Raw genomic sequence first — 24,617 nt, 5'->3', positions numbered from 1 at the left:
TAACGTCGTCCGGACCGCCGCACCGGTGAAGTTCAAAGGTGAACGTTAGGTAGCCCATATGTTGACAATCCTCGGCTTCGCCATGATCGCGACCTTCCTGGTCCTGATCATGACGAAGAAGATGTCGCCGATCGCGGCGCTGGTCCTGATCCCCGCCCTGTTCTGCGTGGCCGTCGGACAGGGCGCGAAACTCGGCGACTACGTCATCGAAGGGGTCGGCACCCTCGCGCCGACCGCGGCGATGCTGATGTTCGCCATCGTCTACTTCGGCGTGATGATCGACGTCGGCCTCTTCGACCCGATAGTCCGGGCGATCCTGCGCTTCTGCAAGGCCGACCCGATGCGGATCGTCATCGGCACGGCGCTGCTCGCCGCGGTCGTCTCCCTGGACGGCGACGGGTCCACCACCTTCATGATCACCGTCTCGGCGATGTACCCGCTCTACAAGCGGCTCAAGATGAGCCTGGTCGTGATGACCGGGGTCGCGGCCACCGCGAACGGGGTCATGAACACCCTGCCGTGGGGCGGTCCCACCGCCCGCGCGGCCACCGCGCTCAAGGTGGACGCCGCCGACATCTTCGTCCCGATGATCCCGGCTCTCGCCGTCGGGCTGCTCGCCGTCATCCTCCTCGCCTGCGTCCTGGGCCGCCGCGAGCGCAAGCGGCTCGGCACGCTCACCCTCGACGAGGTGCTGGTGGCCGAGCCCGAGACCGTCCTCGTCGGCGCGGGCGGCGGCGACCGGCTCACCAAGGCTCCGAAGGGCACCGGCAAGGGCCCCGACACCGGCACCGGTGCCGGGGGCGCGCAGGCGGCCGAGGGCGGCGACGAGGAGGAGTTCAAGGGGCTCGATCCCGCCCGGTCCACGCTGCGCCCCAGGCTCTACTGGTTCAACGCCGGCCTCACCGTCGCCCTGCTGGCCGCGATGATCATGGAACTCATGCCGATCCCGGTCCTGTTCCTGCTCGGTGCGGCACTCGCCCTCACCGTCAACTTCCCGCACATGCCCGACCAGCGGGCCAGGATCGCGGCCCACGCAGACAACGTGCTCAACGTCTCCGGCATGGTCTTCGCCGCAGCCGTCTTCACGGGCGTTCTCACCGGCACCGGTATGGTCGAGCACATGGCGGACTGGCTCGTCGGGGCGATTCCCGACGCGATGGGCCCGCACATGGCCGTCGTCACCGGTCTGCTGAGCCTCCCCCTCACCTACTTCATGTCCAACGACGGCTTCTACTTCGGAGTGCTGCCCGTGCTCGCCGAAGCCGGCGCCGCCCACGGCGTCTCCCCCCTCGAGATCGCCCGTGCCTCCATCGCGGGCCAGCCGCTGCACATGTCGTCCCCGCTCGTGCCCGCGGTCTACGTCCTGGTCGGCATGGCCAAGGTGGAGTTCGGCGACCACACCCGCTTCACGGTCAAGTGGGCCGTGCTCACCTCGCTGGTCGTCCTCGGCGCCGCAGTCCTCTTCGGAATCGTCTGATGCCTCCGGAACCCCGGCCCGGCAGGGGCTGGCTGCTGCGCCTCGTCATCGCCTTCGCCTTCGCGCAGGGGGCGGTGTCGATGGCGCGGCCCGCCGTCTCCTACCGGGCTCTCTCGCTGGGCGCCGACGAGCGCGCGATCGGCGTCATCGCCGGTGTGTACGCGCTCCTGCCGCTCTTCGCCGCCGTCCCGCTGGGCCGTCGGACCGACCACGGCCGCTGCGCACCGCTGCTGCCCGTCGGGGTCGTCCTGATCGGCGGCGGCTGCGCGCTCAGCGGCACCTCAGGCTCCCTGCCCGTGCTGGCCGCCTGGAGCGGGGTCATGGGCCTCGGTCACCTCTGCTTCGTCATCGGCGCGCAGTCGCTCGTCGCCCGCCAGTCGGCTCCCGCCGAACAGGACCGCAATTTCGGCCACTTCACCATCGGCGCCTCCCTCGGCCAGCTCGTCGGGCCGATCGCCGCGGGCTACCTCATCTCCGAGCGGAACGGCGAGATGGCCCGTACGAGCGCCGTCGCCCTGATCGTCTCGGCGGCCGTCGCCGCCGTCTCCCTCACCTCCCTGTGGCGCGTCGAACACCGCGGGGCGGGCGGTCCGGCCCGGCAGGCGGTCGGCAAGGTGCCCGTGGGCGGCATCCTGCGCACCCGGGGGGTCCCGGCCGGAATCTTCATCAGCCTGGCCGTGCTCAGCGCCACCGACATCCTCACCGCCTACCTGCCGGTGGTCGGCGAGCACCGCGGCATCGCCCCCGCCACCGTCGGGCTGCTGCTCAGCCTGCGGGCCGCCGCGACCATCGCCTGCCGGCTCGTCATGACGCCGATGCTGCGCGCCGTCGGCAGGACCGCCCTGCTCTCCACGACCTGCCTGCTCGGCGGCCTCCTCTGCGCGGCCGTCGCCCTGCCCGTGCCGGTGTGGGCGCTCGCCGTGATGCTCGCGGTGCTGGGCTTCTGCCTGGGGGTCGGCCAGCCGCTCTCGATGACCACCGTCGTACAGGCGGCTCCCGCGGCGGCCCGCTCCACCGCACTCGCCCTCAGGCTCACCGGCAACCGGCTCGGCCAGGTCGCGGCCCCCGCCTCGGCCGGGCTGATCGCGGGGGTCGCGGGCACCGCCGCGCCGTTCGTGATGCTGGGCGTCCTGCTCGTAGGGGCGGCGGTGCTCGGGCTGCGGGGCGGCCGGGGTGCGGTGGCGCACGCGGACCCGGCTCCCCGTCCGGCGGCTTCGCCCCGCGCCGGACGCTCCCGCGCCGGGCGGGAATCCACCTGACGCGGCGGCGTTCCCCGGCCACTTCCGGAGTCCTCCACGGCCCGGCCGGGGCCTTTCCCGGCCCGGCATGCGAGTGTGGCCACCGGCCGTGCGTGACCTGTGTCTCCAGCGGTTCCCTGGCGCCGAAAAACTAACAGCGCTAGTTTGGGCGGGAACGGCGTCCGTCCGTACGACGCACGGCTTCGGCGGCAGGCACAGCGAGCCCGGGAGGAACAGCCATGAAGGCGCATGACGGGATGTACATCGGCGGGGAGTGGCGGCCCGCCTCGGGCCGGGACACGATCGCGGTCGTGAACCCCGCGGACGAGCAGGTCATCGGGCACGTGCCGGCGGGCACGGCCGAGGACGTCGACGCCGCGGTACGCGCCGCACGCGCCGCGTTCCCCGGCTGGGCGGCCACCCCGCCCGCCGAGCGCGCCGCCGGGATCGCCGCGCTGCGCGACGTGCTCGCCGCCCGCAAGGACGAGATCGCCGAGACGGTCACCGCCGAGCTCGGCTCCCCCCTGCCGCTGTCCCAGGCGGTGCACGCGGGCGTACCGGTACTGGTCGCCGGTTCGTACGCCGAACTGGCCGCCTCCTACTCCTTCGAGGAGAGGCTCGGCAACTCCACCGTCCTGCTGGAGCCCGTCGGGGTCGTCGGCGCGATCACACCGTGGAACTACCCGCTCCACCAGATCGTCGCCAAGGTCGCCCCGGCGCTGGCCGCGGGCTGCACCGTGGTCCTGAAGCCCGCCGAGGACACCCCGCTCACCGCGCAGCTCTTCGCCGAGGCCACCCAGGAGGCGGGTCTGCCGGCCGGCGTCTTCAACCTGGTCACCGGCATCGGGGCGGTCGCGGGCCAGGCACTCGCCGGGCACGAGGACGTCGACCTCGTCTCCTTCACCGGTTCCACGGCCGTGGGCAGGCAGATCGGAGCCACCGCGGGAGCGGCGGTCAAGCGGGTCGCGCTGGAGCTCGGCGGCAAGTCCGCCAACGTGATCCTGCCCGGCGCCGACCTCGCCAAGGCGGTCAACGTCGGCGTCGCCAACGTGATGTCCAACTCGGGCCAGACGTGCAGCGCCTGGACCCGGATGCTGGTCGACGCCGAGCGGTACGAGGAGGCGGTGGGTCTCGCCGCCACGGCCGTCGCCAAGTACGTGCCCGGGGAGCGGGTCGGCCCCGTCGTCAACGCCAAGCAGCAGGCCCGCGTGCGGGGTTACATCGAGAAGGGCATCGAGGAGGGCGCGCGCCTCGTCGCGGGGGGCCCCGACGCGCCCAAGGACCAGGGCTACTACGTCAGCCCCACCGTGTTCGCCGACGTGACGCCCGGCATGACCATCGCCCGGGAGGAGATCTTCGGTCCGGTCCTCTCGATCCTGCGGTACGAGGACGTGGACGACGCCCTGCGCATAGCCAACGACACCGTGTACGGGCTGGCCGGCGCCGTCTGGGGTGCGGACGACGAGGAGGCCGTGGCCTTCGCCCGCCGCATGGACACCGGCCAGGTCGACATCAACGGCGGACGCTTCAACCCGCTCGCCCCCTTCGGCGGTTACAAGCAGTCGGGTGTCGGCCGCGAGCTCGGCCCGCACGGCCTCGCCGAGTACCTCCAGACCAAGTCCCTCCAGTTCTGATCCCCACGCCGATCCACCGAGGAGTCTGTTCGTGGTCCGCGCCGCTGTACTGCCCGCCGTCGGAGCTCCACTGGAGATCGCCGACATCGAACTCCCGGAGCCCGGCCCCGGCCAGGTGAGCATCTCCCTCGCCGCCGCCGGTGTCTGCCACTCCGACCTGTCCCTGTCCAACGGCACCATGCGGCTGCCCGTCCCCGCCGTCCTCGGCCACGAGGGCGCCGGAACGGTGCTCGCCGTCGGCGAGGGCGTCACCCACGTCGCCGCGGGCGACCCGGTCGTCCTCAACTGGGCGCCGTCCTGCGGGGCGTGCTTCCACTGCGGGATCGGCGAGGTCTGGCTCTGCGCCGACGCCCTCAAGGGTGCGGCGAACATCCATGCCCGTACGGCCGACGGCACCGAACTCCACCCGGGCCTGAACGTCGCGGCCTTCGCCCAGGAGACCGTCGTCGCCGCGAACTGCGTGCTGCCCGCCCCGGCGGGCATCCCGCTCGACGACGCCGCCCTGCTCGGCTGCGCGGTCCTGACCGGCTACGGCGCGGTCCACCACTCCGCCCGGGTGCGCGAGGGCGAGAGCGTCGTCGTCTTCGGCATCGGCGGGGTGGGCCTCGCGGTCCTGCAGTCCGCCCGCATCGCCGGGGCGTCGAAGATCATCGCCGTGGACGTGTCACCGGAGAAGGAGGAACTGGCCCGCCGGGCCGGTGCCACCGACTACGTGGTCGCGTCCGACACCACGCCGCGCGCCATCCGCAAGCTCACCGGAGGCCAGGGCGCCGACGTGGCCGTGGAGTGCGTGGGCCGGCCCGCCACGATCCGCGGGGCCTGGGAGTCGACCCGCCGCGGCGGCCGCACCACCGTCGTCGGCATCGGCGGCAAGGACCAGCAGGTGACCTTCAACGCACTGGAGATCTTCCACTGGGGCCGCTCACTGACCGGCTGCGTCTACGGAAACAGCGACCCGGCCCGCGACCTGCCGGTGCTCGCCGACCACATCCGCGCCGGACGGTTCGACCTCTCCATGCTGGTGACGGAGCGGATCTCGCTGGACGGCATCCCGGCGGCCTTCGAGAACATGGTCGCGGGCAAGGGAGGGCGCGCCCTCGTGGTGTTCCCGCCGAGGTGAGGCGAGGTCCCGCCGTCCGCCGGAGAGGTGAGCGGAGCGGGACCTCGCGGGTACGCCGGCGCGCGGCCAGGCCTGCGTGCCTCCCGGCGGCGGTCCTCAGGAGCGGTCGGCCGTCCCCTGCCCGGGCCCGGCCGGCGGCTCCGTGTCCACCGCCGGGCCCTCGGGTGCCCCGCGGCCGCGCGCACGGGTCCGCGACACCGCGACCCCGGCCAGGCAGAGCAGTCCGCCCGCGACGGTGAGCAGCGCGGGCACCTCGTCCAGCAGCAGCCAGGACATCAGCACCACCAGCGCGGGCACCGCGTACGTCGTCGCGCCCATCCGGCCGGCGGTGGTGCGGGCCAGCGCGTAGGCCCAGGTGGTGAAGGCCAGAGCGGTGGGGAAGACCCCGAGATAGATCATGTTGAGCGTGGCGGAGAGGGGGGCGTCGGCCGCCTCGGAGACCAGTACGCCGGTGAACGGCAGGCAGGCGACCGTGCCGACCAGGCACCCGAACGTGGTGATCTGCAACGGCGACCCGTGCCGCAGAGCGGGCTTCTGGATGACCACCCCGCCCGCGTACGACAGCGCGGCCAGCAGGCACAGGAGCACGCCGAGCACGGACGAGGTCCCGTGGCCGGACATCGAGAGGCCGACGACGACGGCGCCCGCGAACGAGACCGCCATGCCCGTCAGGAGCCTGCGCGGCAGTTCCTCGTGGAGGAGCCAGGCGCCCAGCAGCGCCATCAGGATCGGTCCCACGTTCACGACCATGGCCGCCGTGCCCGCGTCGACCTGCTGCTCGCCCCAGTTGAGCACGACCATGTAGAGGCCGAACCAGAGCAGTCCGGAACCGATGATGCCCGGCCACGCGGCTCGGGACGGCAGGCCCTCGCGGCGCACCAGGAGGATCACGCCGAGGGTCAGGGCGCCCGCGAGCAACCGTCCCAGCGCCAGGGCCCCCGGCGAGTACGCCTCGCCCGCGCTGCGGATGGAGACGAACGCGGAGGCCCACAGGATGACCGTGGTGCAGGCGGCGGCCGGGGCGCGCCAGTCGCGCCCGGAGGTGTCCGGCGCGGCGGGGCGCGCTGTCGGTGTCGTCGTCATGACCACGACGTTAAGCCGGGAACCCTTCGGGACCCACCGAATTGTCACTCCGTGTCGATCGTGGCGGGTTCGAGGCCCAGGTGCCGCGACAGGGCGCGCAGCCCGGCAGGGGTCGCCCGGACCGCCCGCCCCGTTCCCACCCGTTCGCACCAGCCGGCGTCCAGCGCGTGACGGCACAGGGCGGCACCCGAGGTGCCCGCCAGGTGCGGCCGCCGCTCGGTCCAGTCCAGGCAGCCGCGCGCCAGGGGCCTGCGTGAGCCGGTGTCGAGGGGGATGCCGAGCGCTCCGAACCATCGCAGGCCCTCGTCGGTCAGCGCGAAGCCGGTGTCCTGCCGCAGGAGTCCGCGCCCGGTCATGGCGTCGGTGATGCCGGTGCCGAGCCGCCCGGCGAGATGGTCGTAGCAGGTGCGTCCCCGGGCCAGCGCGTGACGCGTGCTCGCCTCGCGCAGGGTCCGCGGGGGTGTCCGGGCGCCGGGGTGGGCGTGTGCGGCGAGTTCCTCGACCAGCTGCGCGACGCGCCCGTCGGCGAGCCGCAGGTAGCGGTGGCGGCCCTGGCGCTCCTCGGCCAGCAGCCCGCCCGCGACCAGCTTGCCCAGATGCTCGCTGGCCGTCGACGCGGCCACCCCGGCGGCCCGGGCCAGCTCACCCGCCGTCCACGCCCGGCCGTCGAGCAGGGCCAGGCAGAAGGAGGCGCGGGTCTCGTCGGCGAGCAGCGCCGCCAGGGCGGCGAGCCGGGGCGCGGCGGGATCGTGCGGTGTCATGCGGGACATGCGTCCAGGATGCGTCAGGCACCGTTCGGCGCCGGCCGTACCGTGCGGCCGGCGACCGTCTGCTCGTACTGCAGCGTGAGGCCGTCGAGCAGGGCGCGCAGCCCGGTCTCGAAGGCTCCCTCGTCGACCTGCTGGCGGCGGTCGGCCAGCAGGTGGGCCTGGCCGAGGTGCGGGTAGTCGGCGGGGTCGTACGCCGTCTCGTCGTCGACGAATCCGCGGGCGAAGGAACCCAGGGCCGATCCGGTGATGAAGTAGCGCATCAGGGCGCCGATGTAGGTGGCCTGGGCGGGCGGCCAGCCGGCCCGGACCATGGCGCCGAAGACCGCGTCGGCGACCCGCAGGCCGGCCGGACGGCGGCCGGGCCCCTGGGCGAGCACCGGCACGATGTGCGGGTGCGCGGCGAGCGCCGCGCGGTAGGAGACGGCCCAGTCGTGCAGGGCGGCGGGCCAGTCGTGCGGCCCGGGCTCCTCGAACATCGACAGGTCGACCTGGGCGGACACGGCGTCGGCGACCGCGTCGAGGATCTCGTCCTTGTTCCGGAAGTGGTTGTAGAGCGACGGCCCGCTGACGCCCAGCTCGGCGGCGAGACGCCGGGTCGAGACCGCGTCGAGCCCTTCGGCGTCGACGAGCGCGCTCGCCGCGTCGACGATGCGGTCTCTGCTGAGGAGGGGCTTGCGCGGTCGGGCCATGCGGCACATAGTAGGGCCTGCAAGCTTAAAACTAGCAGTGCTAATTAAAAGTGGGGTGTCGCAGGATGAACCTGGAGCTGAGCGAGGAGCAGGACGCCGTCCGGCAGCTCGCCGAGGACTTCGTCGCACGGGAGATCACCCCGCACGTCGTCGAGTGGGACCGGGCCGAGAGTGTCGACAAGTCGATCGTGAAGAAACTGGGAGCGCTCGGCTTCCTCGGGCTGACGATCCCGGAGGAGTACGGCGGTTCCGGCGGGGACCACCTCGCGTACTGCCTGGTGACCGAGGAACTCGGCCGCGGTGACTCGTCGGTGCGCGGCATCGTGTCCGTCTCGCTCGGCCTGGTCGCCAAGACGATCGCGTCCTGGGGGAGCGAGGAGCAGAAGCGCCGGTGGCTGCCGAAGCTCACCTCCGGTGAGGCCGTGGGCTGCTTCGGCCTCACCGAGCCGGGCACCGGGTCCGACGCCGGGAACCTGACCACCAGGGCCGTCCGGGACGGTGACGACTACGTCATCAGCGGCTCCAAGATGTTCATCACCAACGGGACGTGGGCCGATGTCGTCCTGCTCTTCGCCCGCACCGGCGACGCTCCCGGACACCGGGGCGTCTCCGCGTTCCTGGTGCCCGCCGACGCCCCGGGCCTGACCCGGCGCACCGTCCACGGCAAGCTCGGCCTGCGTGGCCAGGCCACGGCCGAACTGGTGCTGGAGGACGTCCGCGTCCCCGCCTCCACCCTCATGGGCCCCGAGGGCAAGGGCTTCTCCGTCGCCATGTCCGCGCTGGCCAAGGGCCGCATGTCGGTCGCGGCCGGCTGTGTCGGCATCGCGCAGGCCGCCCTCGACGCCGCCGTGCGCTACGCGGGCGAGCGCGAGCAGTTCGGCAAGTCCATCGCGAGCTACCAGCTCGTCCAGGAGCTCATCAGCGACATCTCCGTGGACGTCGACGCCGCCCGCATGCTGACCTGGCGCGTCGCCGACCTCATCGACCGCGGGCAGGATTTCGCCACCGCCGCCTCGACGGCGAAACTCTTCGCCTCCGAGGCCGCGGTCCGTGCCGCGAACAACGCCCTCCAGGTGTTCGGCGGGTACGGCTACATCGACGAGTACCCCGTCGGGAAGCTGGTCAGGGACGCCCGCGTGATGACGCTGTACGAGGGCACCAGTCAGATCCAGAAGCTGATCATCGGACGCGCCCTGACGGGGGTCTCCGCCTTCTGAGGCGGCCGGGCCCGCCCGCCGGGCCGGCCCGGAGCCCGCTTCTGAGTACGGACTGAGTACGCCGACGGATGGTGGGGTACGCCACCGCGCCGGATGCTGTGCGACATGAGTGAGACAACATCGGTCAAGCAGCAGGGCACCGCCGCCTTCTACGGACAGGCCGTCCTCTCCTTCGGGGTGGCGATGGGCGCGGTGGCCCTCGGCATCTTCTTCCTCGACGCCGACGCCTGGGTGCGGGCCTTCCTCGCCATCGGGGTGCTCTATCTCGTCACCTCGTGCTTCACCCTCGCCAAGGTCATCAGGGACCGCCACGAGGCGGGGCAGATCGTGAGCCGGGTCGACCAGGCGAGGCTGGAGAAGATCCTCGCGGAGCACGATCCCTTCCAGAAGCTCTGACGCCCTCCTCCCGCCAGAGCTCTAAGCGCTTGCTCAGGTTCGCGGTATGGTGTTCGTCCTGCCAGCGGAAAGGGGCACGTGGCGATGAGCACGGCGGAGGAGACCGACGGCGACAGCGCGCCGTGGAGCGAGGTCACGCCCGAGGCGGCGAGGCGGCTGCTCGTGGCGGCGGTCGAGGCCTTCGCCGAGCGCGGCTACCACGCGACCACCACCCGGGACATCGCCGGCCGGGCCGGGATGAGCCCGGCCGCGCTCTACATCCACTACAAGACCAAGGAAGAGCTGCTCCACAGGATCAGCAGGATCGGCCACGACCGGGCCCTGCTGCTCCTGGAGACGGCGGCCGGCAAGGACGGCACGGCGGCCGAGCGGCTCGCCGACGCGGTCCGGTCCTTCGTCAGCTGGCATGCCGAGCGGCACACCACGGCCCGGGTCGTGCAGTACGAGCTGGAGGCACTCGGCGACGAGCACCGCGCCGAGATCGTCGCCCTGCGCAGGCGGACCGACGCCGTGGTGCGCCGGATCATCGGCGAGGGCGTCCGGGCGGGCGAATTCGACGTCCCGGACGTCCCGGGCACCACACTCGCCGTGCTCTCCCTCTGCATCGACGTGGCGCGCTGGTTCAACGCGCAGGGCAGCCGGACGCCCGAGCAGGTCGGCACCCTCTACGCGGACCTCGTCCTGCGCATGGTGGGCGCCCAGAAGTGACGCCGGGCACCCCGGGCGCCCGGCGCACTCCCGCACCGGCCGGGAGGCGGCGACGGGTCAGAAGTAGTAGCGCGACACCGACTCCGCGACGCAGGCCGGCTTGTCGCCGCCCTCACGTTCGATCGTGACGAGCGCGGTCACCTGCACGCCGCCGCCCGCCTCCTCGACGCTCTTGAGCACGGCGCCGGCGCGCAGCCGCGAGCCCACCGGGACGGTCGAGGGGAAGCGGACCTTGTTGGTCCCGTAGTTGATGCCCATCGTGGCGCCCTCCACCCGGAGGATCTGGGGCACGAGCACCGGCAGCAGCGACAGCGTCAGATAGCCGTGCGCGATCGTCGTCCCGAAGGGGCCGTTCGCGGAGCGCTCCGGGTCCACGTGGATCCACTGGTGGTCGCCCGTGGCCTCGGCGAACTGGTCGATCCTCTTCTGCTCGATCTCCAGCCAGTCGCTGTACCCGAGCTCCTGGCCGACCCCGTCCCGCAGCTCCTGTGCGGACGTGAAGATCTTCGGCTCTGCCATGGTGGTGGTCCTGCCTTCCGGCTGTCGGTCACCCTCTCCGGGGCGATGTCTAAGCGCTTGCTCAGCATGGTTGGGCCGCGCGTCCCTGTCAACGACGGACCGGCCGGGTTCTCGAAGTGGCGGGCGGAGGCCGAGGTGCGGCCACTAGGGTTGCGGGGGTGCCACAGATCCCGCAGACCTACCAAGAACTCACCGTCGGCCAGCTCTCCGCCCGAAGCGGCGCCGCGGTGTCCGCCCTGCACTTCTACGAGTCCAAGGGCCTGATCAGCAGCAGCCGTACCAGTGGCAACCAGCGCCGCTACACCAGGGACGCCCTGCGCCGGGTCGCGTTCGTGCGCGCCGCCCAACGGGTGGGCATCCCGCTCGCCACCATCCGGGACGCGCTGGCCGAGCTCCCGGAGGAGCGCACCCCGAACCACGAGGACTGGGCCCGGCTCTCCCGGGCGTGGCGCTCGGAACTGGACGAGCGGATCAAGCAGCTGGGCCGGCTGCGTGACCACCTCACCGACTGCATCGGCTGCGGCTGTCTGTCACTGGAGACCTGTGTGCTGTCCAACCCCGACGACGTCTTCGGCGACCGGATGGCCGGCTCACGTCTGATGCCCGAGCGGGGCGCGGCGGACAGCTCCTGAGCGCGCCCCGGCTCCGCCGGTCCTCCGGTGGCCTCCCCGCCTCAGGCGGCCGACGCCGTCAGCCCCCTCGTCGTGCGTGAGCCCCTGGCCCTGGCCAGCGCGCCCGCCGTCAGGACGGGCCGGGGGACCACGATGCCGCACCTCGTGCAGACCGGGCCGGCCCACGGTTCGCGGTCCAGGTCCTGCCGCCAGACGATCCCGGTCCCCGCGCAGACCGGGCAGGCGGCGCCGGGCTTGCCGCCCAGGGCCGCGATCAGCCGTCCCAGGACCTCGGCGAGGGGCGCGCTGGGGTGCACCCCCGGATCCCCGCAGTGGGCGATCCCGTTGCCGCCCCAGGTCCGCCGGTGCCAGTCGTCGAACGCGCCGGGCCGCCGCAGCCCGTCGTGTTTCTCACGGCGCCGCCGCTCGGCGAAACCCGCCTCGTACGCGAGCCAGACGGCCCGCGCCTCCTCCAGTTCGTCCAGCGCGCGGATCAGGCGCACCGGTTCGGGGGCCCTGTCCTCGGGCTCGATCCCGTGCCGGGCGCACAGATGATCCCAGGTCGCCCGGTGGCCGTACGGGGCGAATCTCTCCAGGCATTTGCGCAGCGAATACCGCCGCAAAGCCAGATCGCCCCGCGGGTCGCGGACCTGTCTCGCAAGACTCCGGAAACCGGCCATGGCACTGCCACCTCCGTCGCTCGTACTTCGGCGTCAAGGGATGGACGTACGAGTGCCCTGTTCGGCTCCATCGAAAGGCGAAAGCGTCCACGGATCGAGACGGTCCACGTGGGACCGCCCGTACGGGGCGTGGGGATTCGGAAAAAGTGACTGGTGTTCACCTTACCGGCGGGGTGTACCGCCAGTAACCTCCGGCGCATCGGCCACCTGGAGGAGCACGCATGCCCCCACGCACCCGCACGCTCGGAGCCGCCGCAGTCGCGGCCGTTCTCGCTCTCGGTACATCCCTGCTCGCCTCGGCTCCCACCGCCGGAGCCGCGGAGCCGGAACCCGTCGCCGTCACCGACCACTGCCACAACCAGTGCGCGGACATCCTGCCGCCCGGTGAGAACGGCAACGCCACGCTCGTGGAGATCCTCGGGAACAAGGCGTTCGGCACGCACCCCGCGCACAGCGACGACCAGCTGGACCGCTACAACGGCCTGGTCGCGGGCCATACGGGCCTCACCGACCAGAAGCTGACCGACTTCTTCAACGACGCCTCCTTCGGGGTCGCCGCCGATCAGGTCGAGTCCGTGACGAAGCCACGCGAGGACGTCACGATCACCCGCGACAAGAAGAGCGGGGTCCCGCACATCAAGGGCACCACCCGCTACGGCACCGAGTTCGGCGCCGGGTACGCCGCCGGCCAGGACCGGCTGTGGCTGATGGACCTCTTCCGGCACATCGGACGCGGCGAGCTGACCTCCTTCGCCGGGGGAGCGCTGGCCAACCAAGGGCTCGAGCAGCAGTTCTGGCCGCAGGCCCCGTACACCGAGGCGGACCTCGAGGCCCAGGTCGAATGGATCAGGAACACCGAGGGCGCGCGTGGCGAGCAGGCGATGGCCGACGCGCAGGCCTACATCGACGGGATCAACGCCTACCGGGTGAAGTCCAAGAAGGGCCGCTACTTCCCGGGCGAGTACGTCCTCACCGGGAAGATCGACTCCATCACCAACATCGGCGAGATCCAGCCCTTCGAGCTGACCGACCTCATATCGATCGCCTCGGTCGTCGGCGGGCAGTTCGGCGGGGGAGGCGGCGGCGAGGTCCAGGCCGCGCTCTCGCTGCTCGCGGCCCAGCAGAAGTACGGCGTCGAGGAGGGCACCCGCGTCTGGGAGTCCTTCCGCCAGCGCAACGACCCGGAGGCGGTCCTCACCGTCCACGACGGCACCTCGTTCCCGTACGCCGACAAGCCCGACAAGGCCCGGGGCACCGCCCTCCCCGACCCGGGCTCCGTCACACCCGAGCCCCTGATACACGACCGCACGGGCTCGGCCGGCACGAACAGGAAGGACCCGGTGCGGGCGCCGGCCGCGCTCGAGCCGCTGCAGGGCATGTACGACGACGGGGTGATCCCGGGGGGTTCGCTGCCGGGTTCCGGCGACGGCGCGCAGAAGCGCGGTATGTCCAACGCGCTCCTGGTCTCCGGCAAGCACACCGCGAGCGGCAACCCCATCGCCGTCATGGGCCCCCAGACCGGCTACTTCGCCCCGCAGCTGATGATGCTCCAGGAACTCCAGGGTCCCGGCATCAGCGCCCGCGGCGTCTCCTTCGCCGGAGTGGGCATGTACATCCAGATGGGCCGGGGCCAGGACTACGCGTGGAGCGCCACCTCGGCGGCCCAGGACATCACCGACACCTACGCCGTCGAGCTCTGCGAGCCCGACGGCTCGGCGCCCACCAAGGACTCCACCCACTACCGCCACGACGGGGCCTGCACGGCCATGGAGAAGCTGGAGCGCGCCAACTCCTGGAAGCCCACCGTCGCCGACTCCACCGCGAAGGGCTCCTACCGGATGCGGGTGTGGCGGACCGGCTACGGCATCGTCACCCACCGCGCCACGGTGGACGGCAAGCCCGTCGCCTACACCTCGCTGCGCACCACCTACCGGCACGAGGCCGACTCGATCATCGGCTTCCAGCTGCTCAACGACCCGGCGTACGTGACGGACGCGGCGTCCTTCCAGCAGGCGGCGAGCCACATCGACTACGCCTTCAACTGGTTCTACGCGGACTCGCGCACCACGGCCTACTACAACAGCGGGATGAACCCCGTGCGCGCGGCCGGGGTCGACGCCGCGCTGCCGGTGAAGGCCGAGAAGGCGTACGAGTGGAAGGGCTACGACCCGGCGGCCAACACCGCCGACTACACCCCGTTCGCCGAACACCCGCACTCCATCGGCCAGGACTACTACATCTCCTGGAACAACCGCCAGGCCGAGGACTACTCCACCGCCGCGTTCGGCTTCGGCGCGGTGCACCGGGGCGACCTGCTCGACGACCGCGTCTCCGCACTCGTCGAGGAGGGCGGCGTGACCCGGGCCTCCCTGACCCGCGCCATGGAGGAGGCGGCACTCACCGACCTCCGGGGTGAGCAACTGCTTCCGGAACTCCTGAAGGTGCTGCGCTCCCAGCCGGTCACCGACCCGGCCGTCAGCGCGGCGGTCCAGCAACTGGACTCCTGGCGGGCGGCCGGCGCGCAACGCAAGGAGACCGCGCCCGGATCGCGCGGCTACACGCACGCGGGCGCGGTACGGCTCATGGACGCCTGGTGGCCGAAGCTGGTCGAGGCCGAATTCCGCCCGGGTCTCGGTGACGGCCTCTACACGGCCCTCACCGCCGGCCTGGCCACCGACGAGTCCCCGGCCGCGAGCCACGGGCCGAGCGGGGCGCACAGCGGTTCGGCGTTCCAGTACGGCTGGTGGGGTTTCGCCGACAAGGACCTGCGCCAGGTGCTCGGGCAGCCCGTCGAGGGGCCGCTGGCGAGGACCTACTGCGGAAACGGTGACCTGAGTGCCTGCCGCTCCGCGCTGCTGACCACCCTGAAGGAGGCGGCGGCGGTACCCGCCTCCGAGGTGTACCCGGGGGACGACAGCTGCAAGGCCGGTGAACAGTGGTGCACCGACGCGATCATCCACCGCCCGCTGGGCGGGATCTCGCAGAAGTCGATCCACTGGCAGAACCGGCCGACCTACCAGCTGGTCGCGGAGTTCCCCTCGCACCGCTGAGCCGCCCGGCGGACCGTGACCGAGCCTGTTCCCCGTCCCGCCGGACGGGGAACAGGCTCACCGGAACCGGCCCTCACCGGTACAGCAGGTACTCCCGCCGCATCCTCCGGAAGGCGGCGAGGTCGTCCTCCCAGGCACCCACCACCTCGTCCGTGTCCGCACCCGCGTCGATCATCGTGCGGACCCGGGTGTTGCCCGTGAGCTTGTCGATCCAGTTGTCGGACCGCCACGCGAACCCGCTCCACGTCCGCTTCGCCGTGACCAGCAGCGCGATACCCGCGCGGACGGGGTCGAAGACGTCCCGGTCCTGGACGTGCACCTGCACCCCGCCCACCGTCTTCCCCTGGAACTTGGAGAACGTCGGTGCGAAGTACGCCTCTCGGAAGGCGACTCCGGGCAGCTCCAGGGCGTTGGCGGCCGCCGCCCAGCGGTGGTCCACCCCCTCCGCCCCGAGCAGTTCGAACGGCCGTGTCGTTCCCCGGCCCTCGGAGAGGTTCGTCCCCTCGAACAGACAGGTCCCGGAATAGACCACAGCCGTCTCGGGCGTCGGCATGTTGGGGCTCGGGGGCACCCACGGCAGGCCCGTGTCGTCGAAGAAGTCCCTGCGGCGCCACCCGGACATCTTCACCACGTCCAGCTCCACCGGCCGGGCCCCGAGGAACTCCTCGTTGAAGAGCAGCGCGAGTTCCGCCACCGTCATCCCGTGCGCCTGGGAGATCTCCCTGCGTCCCACGAAGGTCGCGAAGGCCGGGTCGAGCACGGGCCCGAGCGCCGCCCTGCCGGTGACCGGATTCGGCCGGTCCAGGACCACCAGCCGCTTGCCCGCGAGCGCGGCCGCCTCCATGCAGTCGTACAGGGTCCAGATGTACGTGTAGAAGCGGGCGCCCGCGTCCTGGATGTCGTAGACCACCGTGTCGACGCCCGACGCGGTGAAGACGTCGGCCAGCGGCTGCCCGCTCTTGAGGTACGTGTCGTAGACCGGCAGTCCGGTCGCCGGGTCGTCGTACCGGCCCTCCGAGCCCCCCGCCTGCGCGGTCCCACGGAAACCGTGCTCGGGCCCGAAGACGGCCGTCAGGTTCACCCGGTCGTCGGGGTGCATCACGTCGACGATGTGCTGGACGCCTGCGGTGATACCGGTCGGGTTGGTGACGATCCCCACCTTCTGCCCGGCCAGCAGCCGGTACCCGTCGGCGGCCAGCCGCTCGAAGCCGGTGCGGACCCGGGGGTGCCAGGCCCCGGACTCCCGGCCGGCGGCCACGGCCGTACCCGGCCCGGCCCCGGTCGTCGCGAGGGCCCCCATCACACCGCCGGCAGCCAGCAAACCACGCCTGGACAGGGTCATCGGGCTACCTCCATGATCGCGTCGACTGTCATGGTCACGCACGCTAGCGCGGGTGGGGGCCGCACGGAACGGCCGCGACTGGGCAGATTCCCAGTCCTGCCCCGAACCTCTTCCCCGATCACATACCGACTGGTTAGTCTGCCGGGGAAGACGGCTGAGAGAGGCGGGACCGATGAGTACGGTGCAGGGCGCTGGCGTAGTGGTGACGGGAGCCGGAGGCGGCATCGGAGCGGCCCTGGCCCGCAGATTCGCCGCGGAGGGCGCGCGGGTCGTCGTCAACGACCTCGACGGCGACCGGATCAAGGCGCTGGCCGAGGAGATCGGCGGCACCGTGGTGGCGGGCGACGCCTCCACCGTCGTGGACGCCGCGCGCGACGCACTCGACGGCACGGTGGACGTCTACTGTGCCAACGCCGGCCTCGCCTCGGGCGGAGACGCCTTCGCCGAGGAGGACGTCTGGGCCAGGGCCTGGGACGTGAACGTCATGGCGCACGTCCGCGCGGCCAGGGCGCTGCTGCCGGACTGGCTGGAGCGGGGCAGCGGCCGATTCGTCTCCACCGCGTCGGCCGCAGGCCTGCTGACGATGATCGGCGCCGCCCCGTACAGCGTGACCAAGCACGGCGCGGTCGCGTTCGCCGAGTGGCTCTCCCTGACCTACCGGCACCGGGGGATCAAGGTCCACACGATCTGCCCCCAGGGTGTCCGCACGGACATGCTCACGTCGGCCGGATCGGCGGGCGACCTGGTCCTCGCCCCTACGGCGATCGAGCCGGAGGCCGTCGCCGACGCCCTGTTCGACGCCATGGAGCAGGACCGCTTCCTTGTCCTGCCCCACCCGGAGGTGGCCGGCTACTACCGCGCCCGGGCCAAGGACCCCGACCAGTGGATCGGCAGCATGAACCGCCTGCAGCAGAAGTGGGAGGAGGCCGGCGCATGACCGAGTCGATCTACGCGGCGAAGCCCTGGACCGCCCTGCTCAGCGAGGCCCAGCTCGCCCCCGTCCACCCCGCCGAGACCATGGTCCACGCCTTTCGCGCGGCCGTGGACAGGGCTCCTGAGCGCACCGCTCTCGCCTACTTCGACGGACGCCTCAGCTACCGGGAGACCGACGGGCTCTCCGACTCCGTGGCGGCCCACCTCGCCGCCGAGGGGCTGGAGCGCGGCGACCGGGTCGCGATCATGCTGCAGAACACCCCGCACTTCGTGCTCGCGCTGCTCGGGGCCTGGAAGGCCGGCGCGACCGTCGTCCCGCTCAACCCGATGTACAAGGCCGGTGAGGTCGGCCACGTACTGAAGGACGCCGAGGTGACCGCGCTGATCTGCTCGGACCGGGCCTGGGACTCCTATCTGCGTGCCACCGCCGAGGCCGCCCCGAGCGTGCGGATCGCCGTCACGGCCTGCGAGCTCGACCTCCAGTCGGCCGACGACCCGCGGGTGCTCGGCTTCGAGCGGCTCCCGGCCCCGGGTGCCGACGACTGGGCGTCCGACCTGGTGGCGGTGGCCCGCCGGGGCCTCGCCGCCCCCGACGGCCGCGAGCTCACCGCCGCGGACACCGCCCTGATCAGCTACACCTCCGGGACGAGCGGCACCCCCAAGGGGGCCATGAACTCCCAGGGCAACATCATGATCAACGCCGAACGGCAGCGGGCCGGCCACCCCATCGAAGAGGGCTCGTCCTACTTCGCGCTCGCCCCGCTCTTCCACATCACCGGCATGGTGTGCCAGCTCGCCGCCTGCGTCGCCAACGCGGGCACCCTGGTCCTCGCCTACCGCTTCGAGGCGAGCGTGGTCCTCGAAGCCTTCGCGGAGCACCGCCCCGCCTACACCGTGGGCCCGTCGACCGCCTTCATGGCGCTGGCCGCGCACCCGCAGGTCACCCGGGAGCACTTCTCCTCGTTCAAGGTGATCTCCTCGGGCGGCGCTCCGCTGCCGCCCGCGCTGGTCGAGAAGTTCCGCGACGGCTTCGGCCCGTACATCCGCAACGGCTACGGGCTCACCGAGTGCACCGCGCCCTGCGCGTCCGTACCGCCGGAGCACGAGGCACCCGTCGACCCCGTCTCGGGCACCCTCTCGGTCGGCGTCCCGGGCCCCGACACCCTGGTGCGGATCATCGACGAGAAGGGCTGCGACGTCCCCTTCGGCGAGCAGGGCGAGATCGCCGTACGCGGACCGCAGGTCGTCTCCGGATACTGGAAGCTGCCCGAGGCGACCGAGGCGGCCTTCCCCGGCGGGGAGCTGCGCACCGGCGACATCGGCTTCATGGACGCGGCGGGCTGGCTCTACGTCGTGGACCGCAAGAAGGACATGATCAACGCCTCCGGCTTCAAGGTGTGGCCCCGGGAGGTGGAGGACGTCCTCTACACCCATCCCGCGGTCCGCGAGGCGGCCGTCGTGGGCGTTCCCGACAGCTACCGCGGGGAGACCGTCCGGGCCTACGTCAGTCTGCGGCCGGGCGCCGAGACGCAACCGGGCGAGCTCAGCGCGTACTGCAAGGAGCGGCTGGCCGCCTACAAGTACCCGCGCGAAGTGGAGATCCTGACCGAACTCCCGAAGACGGCGAGTGGGAAGATCCTCAGGCGGGAACTGCGTTCCCCCCGTTAGAACAGTTCACGCGCGGTACGAGAGGGCAGGTGGCGGCAATGGCCAAGGCGACGGACGGGAACGGTACGCCCGTCCCCCAGAGGCTGCTGGCCGCCGCCACCCGGCTCTTCGCGGAGCGCGGCTACGACCGCACCTCCGTCCAGGAGATCGTCGAGGCCGCGGGCGTCACCAAGGGGGCGCTCTACCACTACTTCGGCTCCAAGGAGGACCTCCTCCAGGAGGTCTACGCCCGGGTGCTGAGGCTCCAGCAGGAGCGGCTCGACGCCTTCGCGAACGCCGAGGCGCCCATCGAGGAGCGGCTTCGTGACGCGGCGGCGGACGTGGTCGTCACGACCATCGACAACCTCGACGACGCCTCGATCTTCTTCCGCTCCATGCACCACCTGAGCCCGGAGAAGAACAAGCAGGTGCGCATCGAGCGCCGCCGGTACCACGAGCGTTTCCGGGCCCTGGTCGAGGAGGGCCAGAAGAGCGGGGTGTTCTCCTCGGCGACGCCGGCCGACCTGGTCGTCGACTACCACTTCGGCTCGGTCCACCACCTGTCCACGTGGTACAGCCCGGAAGGGCCGCTCAGCCAGCAGGAGGTCGCGGACCATCTGGCCGACCTGCTGCTGAGGGCCCTGCGCCCCTGACGGCGCCCCGTCGTCCGTGCCGTCGGTGCCCCGCCGTCGTCCCACGCGCTCCGGAAGACGCGCGCCGGCGCCGGCAGGCCCGGTGCGTCCGGGGTCAGGAGGTGGGCGGGCAGAGCACCAGCAGGCAGCTGCGGACCCGGACGTCGTCGATGACAGGGCCGCCGACCCCGGGGCTGGTGGAGGCGAAGGTGAGGGTGACGGAGTTCTTCAGCAGGTTGGTGAAGACGGCGCTCTGCCGGATGTAGCCCATGTCGCGGAACCCCCGGCCGGTGATGTCGAAGCCGAAGGTCCTGACCGGTGTGCCGTCGACCCTCAGTTCGCCCGTCTTCAGGGCGGGCGCCCAGGCCGGGTTGCCGGCCAGCTCGAAGCTGACGACGTACGAGGTCAGGGGCAGGACGGGTATCTGCTGCGAGACGCTGCCGGACGAGCTCCCGTTGAGGTCGAGTGACTGGTGGCCCTCGGCGGCGTCCCACAGGCGGTCGGACGTCAGGTCGACGCTGTCACCGCCGGCCGTCCAGGGGCCGACGGGCTGCCCGCCGGGGTAGGTGGTGAAGGGGGACGGCGCGGGGACGGCCGGTGTCTCGAATCCGCCGTCGACGGCCGTGACGGGGGTGTGCGTCGTCGTGTCGTGCGGATGGGCCCGGGCGGAGACGGGGGCGGCCGTCAGCAGGAGGACCGCGAGGGGCAGGGCGGCGGCGGACAGGTGGAGCGGGCGCATGGAAGGCCTCTCGGTTCACGCGACGCCGGCGGCGGGGCTTCCCGGCGGGGAGCCCACTCGGAGTGTGCGGATCCCGGCCCACCCCGCCAAGAGGCCGGACGGCGGCGCCCGAGGCGCGCTGAGCAGGCGGAACACGCGGGACGAGCGCCCCCGGCGTGTGGACGGCCGCGCCGCGCTCCGGCACGCGCGGTAGCCCGGTCCGGCGATCCCGTAGCCCGCGCCCGGCGGGGACGGCGGCTGCGGACCGGGCCGGGCTCCCTTCCCGGGTGTCCGCTGAGCGAACGCGCCTGTCCGGATTCCACCCTTGACGGTACTCGGTCACCTCGCCGAACATCGGGGGCGCACTTCCAGCCCCATCGCTCCAGGCCCCGGTCGCACTCGGCCGGGGACCCCCGCACGTTCCGTCAGTCCCCGAACGGAATCCGGAGCCCCTCGATGAGACCTGCCCGACGCAGATCCCTCTCCGCCGCCGCGCTCGCGGTCGCCGCCCTGCTGGCGACCGGAGCCCCGACCGCCCAAGCGGCGCCCGAAGCCGTCACCGCGGCCCCCGACATCCCGCTCGCCAACGTCAAGGCGCACCTCACCCAGCTCCAGTCGATCGCCACCGCCAACGGCGGCAACCGGGCCCACGGAAGGGCCGGTTACAAGGCGTCCGTCGACTACGTGAAGGCCAAGCTGGACGCCGCCGGATACACCACCTCGCTCCAGCAGTTCACCTCCGGCGGCGCGACCGGGTACAACCTGATCGCCGACTGGCCGGGCGGCGACCCGAACCAGGTCCTCATGGCCGGCTCCCACCTCGACTCGGTGAGCTCCGGCGCCGGCATCAACGACAACGGATCGGGCTCGGCCGCCGTGCTGGAGACCGCCCTCGCGGTCTCCCGGGCCCAGCTCGCGCCGGACAAGCACCTGCGCTTCGCCTGGTGGGGCGCCGAGGAGCTGGGACTCGTCGGCTCGAAGTACTACGTCAACAACCTGGCCACGGCCGAGCGTTCCAAGCTCGCCGGGTACCTCAACTTCGACATGATCGGCTCGCCCAACGCCGGCTACTTCGTCTACGACGACGACCCCGTCATCGAGCAGACCTTCAAGAGCTACTTCGCGGGTCTGTCGGTACCCACCGAGATAGAGACCGAGGGGGACGGCCGCTCCGACCACGCCCCCTTCAAGAGCGCGGGCGTGCCCGTCGGAGGCCTGTTCACCGGGGCGAGCAACACCAAGTCCAGCGCCCAGGCCCAGAAGTGGGGCGGTACGGCGGGCCAGTCCTTCGACCGCTGCTACCACTCGTCGTGCGACACGACGACGAACATCAACGACACGGCCCTGGACCGCAACAGCGACGCCGTCGCCCACGCCGTGTGGACGCTCTCCTCCGGAACGGTCACCCCGCCGACCGGGACCGTCTTCAGCAACGCCACCAACGTCTCCGTGCCCGACAACGGTGCCGCGGTGACCTCCCCGGTCCCGGTCACCGGCCGCACGGGCAACGCGCCGTCGGCGCTCAAGGTGGAGGTCGACATCAAGCACACCTACCGGGGCGACCTCGTGGTCGACCTGCTCGCGCCCGACGGCACCGCCTACCGCCTCAAGAACTCCAGCGGCAGCGACTCCGCGGACAACGTGATCGCGAGCTACACGGTCAACGCGTCGAGTGAGACCGCCAACGGCACCTGGAGGCTCCAGGTGCGGGACGTCGCCGCACAGGACACCGGCTACATCGACAGCTGGCAGCTCACCTTCTGACCCCGCCGGGGAGGCGCGCGGTTGCCGCGCCTCCCCGCACCGGGCTCAGAGGTACTTCTTGATCTCCCGCCGCGCCAGTGAGCGCTGGTGCACCTCGTCCGGTCCGTCCGCGAGCCGCAGCGTCCGCGCCGACGACCAGAGCTCGGCCAGCGGGAAGTCCTGGCTGACGCCCCCGGCGCCGTACAGCTGCACCGCCTGGTCGAGGATGCCGACGACCGCGCGCGGGGTGGCGATCTTGATCGACTGGATCTCGGTGTGCGCCCCGCGGTTGCCCACCGTGTCCATCAGCCAGGCCGTCTTCAGCACCAGCAGACGCAGCTGCTCCACCGTCACCCGGGCGTCCGCGATCCAGTTCTGGACGACGCCCTGCTGGGCCAGCGGCTTGCCGAAGGCCGTACGGGCCACGGCCCGCCTGCACATCAGCTCGATCGCCCGCTCGGCCATCCCGATCAGCCGCATGCAGTGGTGGATCCGGCCCGGTCCCAGCCGCGCCTGCGCGATGGCGAAGCCGCCGCCCTCCTCGCCGATCAGATGGGCGGCGGGCACACGCACGTCGTGGAAGACGACCTCGGCGTGGCCGCCGTGGGAGTGGTCCTCGTAGCCGTACACCCGCATCGCCCGGCGCACCTCCACACCGGGGGTGTCGCGCGGCACGAGGATCATGGACTGCTGGCGGCGGATGTCCTCTCCGTCCGGGTCCGTCTTGCCCATCACGATGAACACCGCGCAGTCCGGGTTCATGGCCCCGGAGATGTACCACTTGCGCCCGTTGACGACGTAGGAGTCGCCGTCCTTCGCGATCCGGGTCTCGATGTTCGTCGCGTCCGAGGAGGCCACCTCGGGCTCCGTCATGGCGAAGGCCGAACGGATCTCCCCGGCGAGCAGCGGCTCCAGCCACTGCTTCTTCTGCTCGTCCGAGCCGAACTGCGAGAGCACCTCCATGTTCCCGGTGTCCGGGGCCGCGCAGTTCAGCGCGGTCGGCGCCAGGTGCGGGCTGCGGCCGGTGATCTCGGCCAGCGGGGCGTACTGGAGGTTGGTCAGCCCCGCGCCGTACTCGGCGTCCGGGAGGAAGAGGTTCCACAGGCCCTGCCTGCGTGCCTCCGCCTTGAGGTCCTCGACGACCTGCGGGGTGTCCCAGGGTGAGGCCAGCCGCGCGCGCTGCTCCTCGGCGGCCTCCTCGGCGGGGTACACGTGCTCGTCCATGAACGTGAGCAGCCTGGTGCGCAGCTCTTCGGTACGGGCGTCGAATGCGAAGTCCACGGGTTGGTCAGCCTTCCTGGAGGGTGGTGAGGCCGTGCGAGATGAAGACGGGGACCAGGTCGCCGATGCGGTCGAAGCCGGCGCCGACCGTCTGGCCCAGGGTGTAGCGGTAGTGGATGCCCTCGAGGATCACGGCGAGCTTGAACCAGGCGAAGGCCGTGTACCAGGAGATGGCGGAGGTGTCGCGGCCCGAGCGGGCGGCATAGCGCTCGATGAGCTCGGCGGGGCCGGGGTGGCCCGGGGCGCCGCTGGTCGTGGAGACGGGGGAGCCGGGAAGGCCGAGGTCGGAGCTGTACATCACGAGCAGGCCGAGGTCCGTGAGCGGGTCGCCGAGCGTGGACATCTCCCAGTCCAGGACCGCCTTGATCCGGTCGTCACGGCCGATCAGCACGTTGTCCAGGCGGTAGTCGCCGTGGACCACGGTGGGCGCGGGGGAGACGGGGAGCTCCCGGCCCAGGGCGGCGTGCAGTTCGTCGATACCGGCGAGCTCACGGTTGCGGGAGGCGTCCAGTTGCTTGCCCCAGCGCCGCAGCTGCCGGTCCAGGAAGCCCTCCGGACGGCCGAAGTCACCCAGGCCGACGCTCGCGGGGTCAACGGCGTGCAGGTCCACCAGGGTGTCCACGAGACCCAGGACGGCGGCCCGGGTGCGCTCGGCACCGAGCGGGGCGAGCTGACCGGCGGTGCGGTAGGGCGTGCCCTCGACGTACTCCATGACGTAGAAGGGAGAGCCGATGACCGAGTCGTCCTCGCAGAGCAGGACGGTCTCCGGTACCGGCACCGCTGTGGAGTGAAGGGCGCTGATCACCCGGTGCTCGCGCTTCATGTCGTGCGCGGTGGCCAGTACGTGGCCCAGCGGAGGCCTGCGCACGACCCACTGACCGGAGCCGTCGGTGACGATGTAGGTGAGGTTCGAGCGGCCGCCCTCGATCACCCGGGCGTCGAGCGGTCCGTTCACCAGCCCCGGCCGCTCGCGGTCGAGATGGCCGCGCAGCAGGTCGAGATCGAGACCTGGCGGGTGGACTGGGCTCATGGTGTGCACCTCCGGGGCGGTTGGACGGTCGGCACCATGATGCCGACCAGTCGGTATGTCGTCCAGTGTCCACCCGGAATCCGATGAGTGATCCCCGGC

General features: G+C 71.9%; 22 protein-coding genes. 13 read left to right on the top strand and 9 right to left on the bottom strand.

What is annotated here, in order from left to right; translation table 11 throughout:
- The first annotated feature begins 58 nt into the window (after positions 1–58).
- The 4 genes from ACHFIV_RS21280 (at position 59) to ACHFIV_RS21265 (ending at position 5,469) form a co-directional block, all read left to right on the top strand.
- Positions 59–1,477, top strand: coding sequence for a CitMHS family transporter (locus ACHFIV_RS21280; RefSeq protein ID WP_398971315.1), 1,419 nt, complete (start codon positions 59–61; stop codon positions 1,475–1,477).
- Positions 1,477–2,736, top strand: a complete 1,260-nt coding sequence (locus ACHFIV_RS21275; protein WP_398971311.1) for an MFS transporter — start codon at positions 1,477–1,479, stop codon at positions 2,734–2,736. Before ACHFIV_RS21280 ends, ACHFIV_RS21275 begins: the two co-directional genes overlap by 1 nt.
- 218 nt (positions 2,737–2,954) lie before the next feature.
- The gene (locus ACHFIV_RS21270; protein WP_398971308.1) at positions 2,955–4,349 is read left to right on the top strand and encodes an aldehyde dehydrogenase family protein; all 1,395 of its coding nucleotides are present in this window, start codon (positions 2,955–2,957) and stop codon (positions 4,347–4,349) included.
- Positions 4,350–4,380: 31 nt separating this feature from the next.
- A complete protein-coding gene (locus ACHFIV_RS21265) occupies positions 4,381–5,469 on the top strand; it encodes a Zn-dependent alcohol dehydrogenase (protein ID WP_398971305.1) in 1,089 nt (362 codons plus the stop codon).
- Positions 5,470–5,565: 96 nt separating this feature from the next.
- Here ACHFIV_RS21265 and ACHFIV_RS21260 read toward each other — a convergent pair whose 3' ends face one another.
- The 3 genes from ACHFIV_RS21260 to ACHFIV_RS21250 are packed head-to-tail and all read right to left on the bottom strand — an operon-like array spanning position 5,566 to position 8,011.
- Entirely contained in the window at positions 5,566–6,552 is a 987-nt protein-coding gene (locus tag ACHFIV_RS21260; protein WP_398971302.1) for a DMT family transporter, read from the bottom strand.
- Positions 6,553–6,596: 44 nt separating this feature from the next.
- Complete coding sequence (locus ACHFIV_RS21255) at positions 6,597–7,313, bottom strand: ArsR/SmtB family transcription factor (RefSeq protein ID WP_398971531.1); 717 nt, start codon at positions 7,311–7,313, stop codon at positions 6,597–6,599.
- Positions 7,314–7,336: 23 nt separating this feature from the next.
- Positions 7,337–8,011, bottom strand: coding sequence for a TetR/AcrR family transcriptional regulator (locus ACHFIV_RS21250; RefSeq protein ID WP_398971300.1), 675 nt, complete (start codon positions 8,009–8,011; stop codon positions 7,337–7,339).
- Between the two features lie 65 nt (positions 8,012–8,076).
- Between ACHFIV_RS21250 and ACHFIV_RS21245 the strand changes: the two genes are divergently transcribed.
- The 3 genes from ACHFIV_RS21245 (at position 8,077) to ACHFIV_RS21235 (ending at position 10,332) form a co-directional block, all read left to right on the top strand.
- Positions 8,077–9,228, top strand: coding sequence for an acyl-CoA dehydrogenase family protein (locus ACHFIV_RS21245; RefSeq protein ID WP_398971298.1), 1,152 nt, complete (start codon positions 8,077–8,079; stop codon positions 9,226–9,228).
- Positions 9,229–9,333: 105 nt separating this feature from the next.
- A complete protein-coding gene (locus ACHFIV_RS21240) occupies positions 9,334–9,624 on the top strand; it encodes a YiaA/YiaB family inner membrane protein (protein ID WP_398971295.1) in 291 nt (96 codons plus the stop codon).
- A gap of 84 nt (positions 9,625–9,708) precedes the next feature.
- The gene (locus ACHFIV_RS21235; RefSeq protein WP_398971292.1) at positions 9,709–10,332 is read left to right on the top strand and encodes a TetR/AcrR family transcriptional regulator; all 624 of its coding nucleotides are present in this window, start codon (positions 9,709–9,711) and stop codon (positions 10,330–10,332) included.
- Positions 10,333–10,389: 57 nt separating this feature from the next.
- On the opposite strand, the gene ACHFIV_RS21230 is transcribed toward ACHFIV_RS21235, so the two are convergent.
- Positions 10,390–10,851 (bottom strand): MaoC family dehydratase, encoded by a 462-nt coding sequence (locus ACHFIV_RS21230; RefSeq protein WP_398971289.1) that lies wholly within the window; start codon positions 10,849–10,851, stop codon positions 10,390–10,392.
- 158 nt (positions 10,852–11,009) lie between these two features.
- Between ACHFIV_RS21230 and soxR the strand changes: the two genes are divergently transcribed.
- Complete coding sequence (gene soxR, locus ACHFIV_RS21225; protein WP_398971287.1) at positions 11,010–11,483, top strand: redox-sensitive transcriptional activator SoxR; 474 nt, start codon at positions 11,010–11,012, stop codon at positions 11,481–11,483.
- Between the two features lie 41 nt (positions 11,484–11,524).
- On the opposite strand, the gene ACHFIV_RS21220 is transcribed toward soxR, so the two are convergent.
- Positions 11,525–12,142 carry a hypothetical protein gene (locus ACHFIV_RS21220; protein ID WP_398971285.1) on the bottom strand — a complete coding sequence of 206 codons (618 nt, stop codon included), beginning with the start codon at positions 12,140–12,142 and terminating at the stop codon, positions 11,525–11,527.
- Between the two features lie 221 nt (positions 12,143–12,363).
- On the opposite strand from ACHFIV_RS21220, the gene ACHFIV_RS21215 reads away from it, so the two are divergent.
- On the top strand, positions 12,364–15,192 hold the full coding sequence (locus ACHFIV_RS21215; protein WP_398971282.1) for a penicillin acylase family protein: 2,829 nt from the start codon (positions 12,364–12,366) through the stop codon (positions 15,190–15,192).
- 73 nt (positions 15,193–15,265) lie between these two features.
- Here ACHFIV_RS21215 and ACHFIV_RS21210 read toward each other — a convergent pair whose 3' ends face one another.
- The gene (locus tag ACHFIV_RS21210; RefSeq protein ID WP_398971279.1) at positions 15,266–16,534 is read right to left on the bottom strand and encodes an exo-beta-N-acetylmuramidase NamZ family protein; all 1,269 of its coding nucleotides are present in this window, start codon (positions 16,532–16,534) and stop codon (positions 15,266–15,268) included.
- Positions 16,535–16,706: 172 nt separating this feature from the next.
- On the opposite strand from ACHFIV_RS21210, the gene ACHFIV_RS21205 reads away from it, so the two are divergent.
- The 3 genes from ACHFIV_RS21205 to ACHFIV_RS21195 are packed head-to-tail and all read left to right on the top strand — an operon-like array spanning position 16,707 to position 19,767.
- The gene (locus ACHFIV_RS21205; RefSeq protein WP_398971277.1) at positions 16,707–17,471 is read left to right on the top strand and encodes an SDR family oxidoreductase; all 765 of its coding nucleotides are present in this window, start codon (positions 16,707–16,709) and stop codon (positions 17,469–17,471) included.
- Positions 17,468–19,135, top strand: coding sequence for a class I adenylate-forming enzyme family protein (locus tag ACHFIV_RS21200; protein ID WP_398971274.1), 1,668 nt, complete (start codon positions 17,468–17,470; stop codon positions 19,133–19,135). Before ACHFIV_RS21205 ends, ACHFIV_RS21200 begins: the two co-directional genes overlap by 4 nt.
- A 38-nt stretch (positions 19,136–19,173) precedes the next feature.
- Entirely contained in the window at positions 19,174–19,767 is a 594-nt protein-coding gene (locus tag ACHFIV_RS21195) for a TetR/AcrR family transcriptional regulator (protein WP_398971273.1), read from the top strand.
- Between the two features lie 94 nt (positions 19,768–19,861).
- Here ACHFIV_RS21195 and ACHFIV_RS21190 read toward each other — a convergent pair whose 3' ends face one another.
- The gene (locus tag ACHFIV_RS21190; RefSeq protein ID WP_398971270.1) at positions 19,862–20,485 is read right to left on the bottom strand and encodes a DUF642 domain-containing protein; all 624 of its coding nucleotides are present in this window, start codon (positions 20,483–20,485) and stop codon (positions 19,862–19,864) included.
- Positions 20,486–20,920: 435 nt separating this feature from the next.
- On the opposite strand from ACHFIV_RS21190, the gene ACHFIV_RS21185 reads away from it, so the two are divergent.
- Positions 20,921–22,228 carry a M28 family metallopeptidase gene (locus tag ACHFIV_RS21185; RefSeq protein ID WP_398971267.1) on the top strand — a complete coding sequence of 436 codons (1,308 nt, stop codon included), beginning with the start codon at positions 20,921–20,923 and terminating at the stop codon, positions 22,226–22,228.
- Between the two features lie 45 nt (positions 22,229–22,273).
- On the opposite strand, the gene ACHFIV_RS21180 is transcribed toward ACHFIV_RS21185, so the two are convergent.
- Positions 22,274–23,488 carry an acyl-CoA dehydrogenase family protein gene (locus tag ACHFIV_RS21180; RefSeq protein ID WP_398971264.1) on the bottom strand — a complete coding sequence of 405 codons (1,215 nt, stop codon included), beginning with the start codon at positions 23,486–23,488 and terminating at the stop codon, positions 22,274–22,276.
- Positions 23,489–23,495: 7 nt separating this feature from the next.
- Entirely contained in the window at positions 23,496–24,518 is a 1,023-nt protein-coding gene (locus ACHFIV_RS21175) for a phosphotransferase family protein (RefSeq protein WP_398971261.1), read from the bottom strand.
- Positions 24,519–24,617 lie beyond the last annotated feature (99 nt).

Origin of the sequence: Streptomyces sp. ALB3, from assembly GCF_044385685.1 — a bacterium.
Classification (GTDB): domain Bacteria; phylum Actinomycetota; class Actinomycetes; order Streptomycetales; family Streptomycetaceae; genus Streptomyces.
This window is presented reverse-complemented; position numbering and strand designations above follow the sequence as displayed.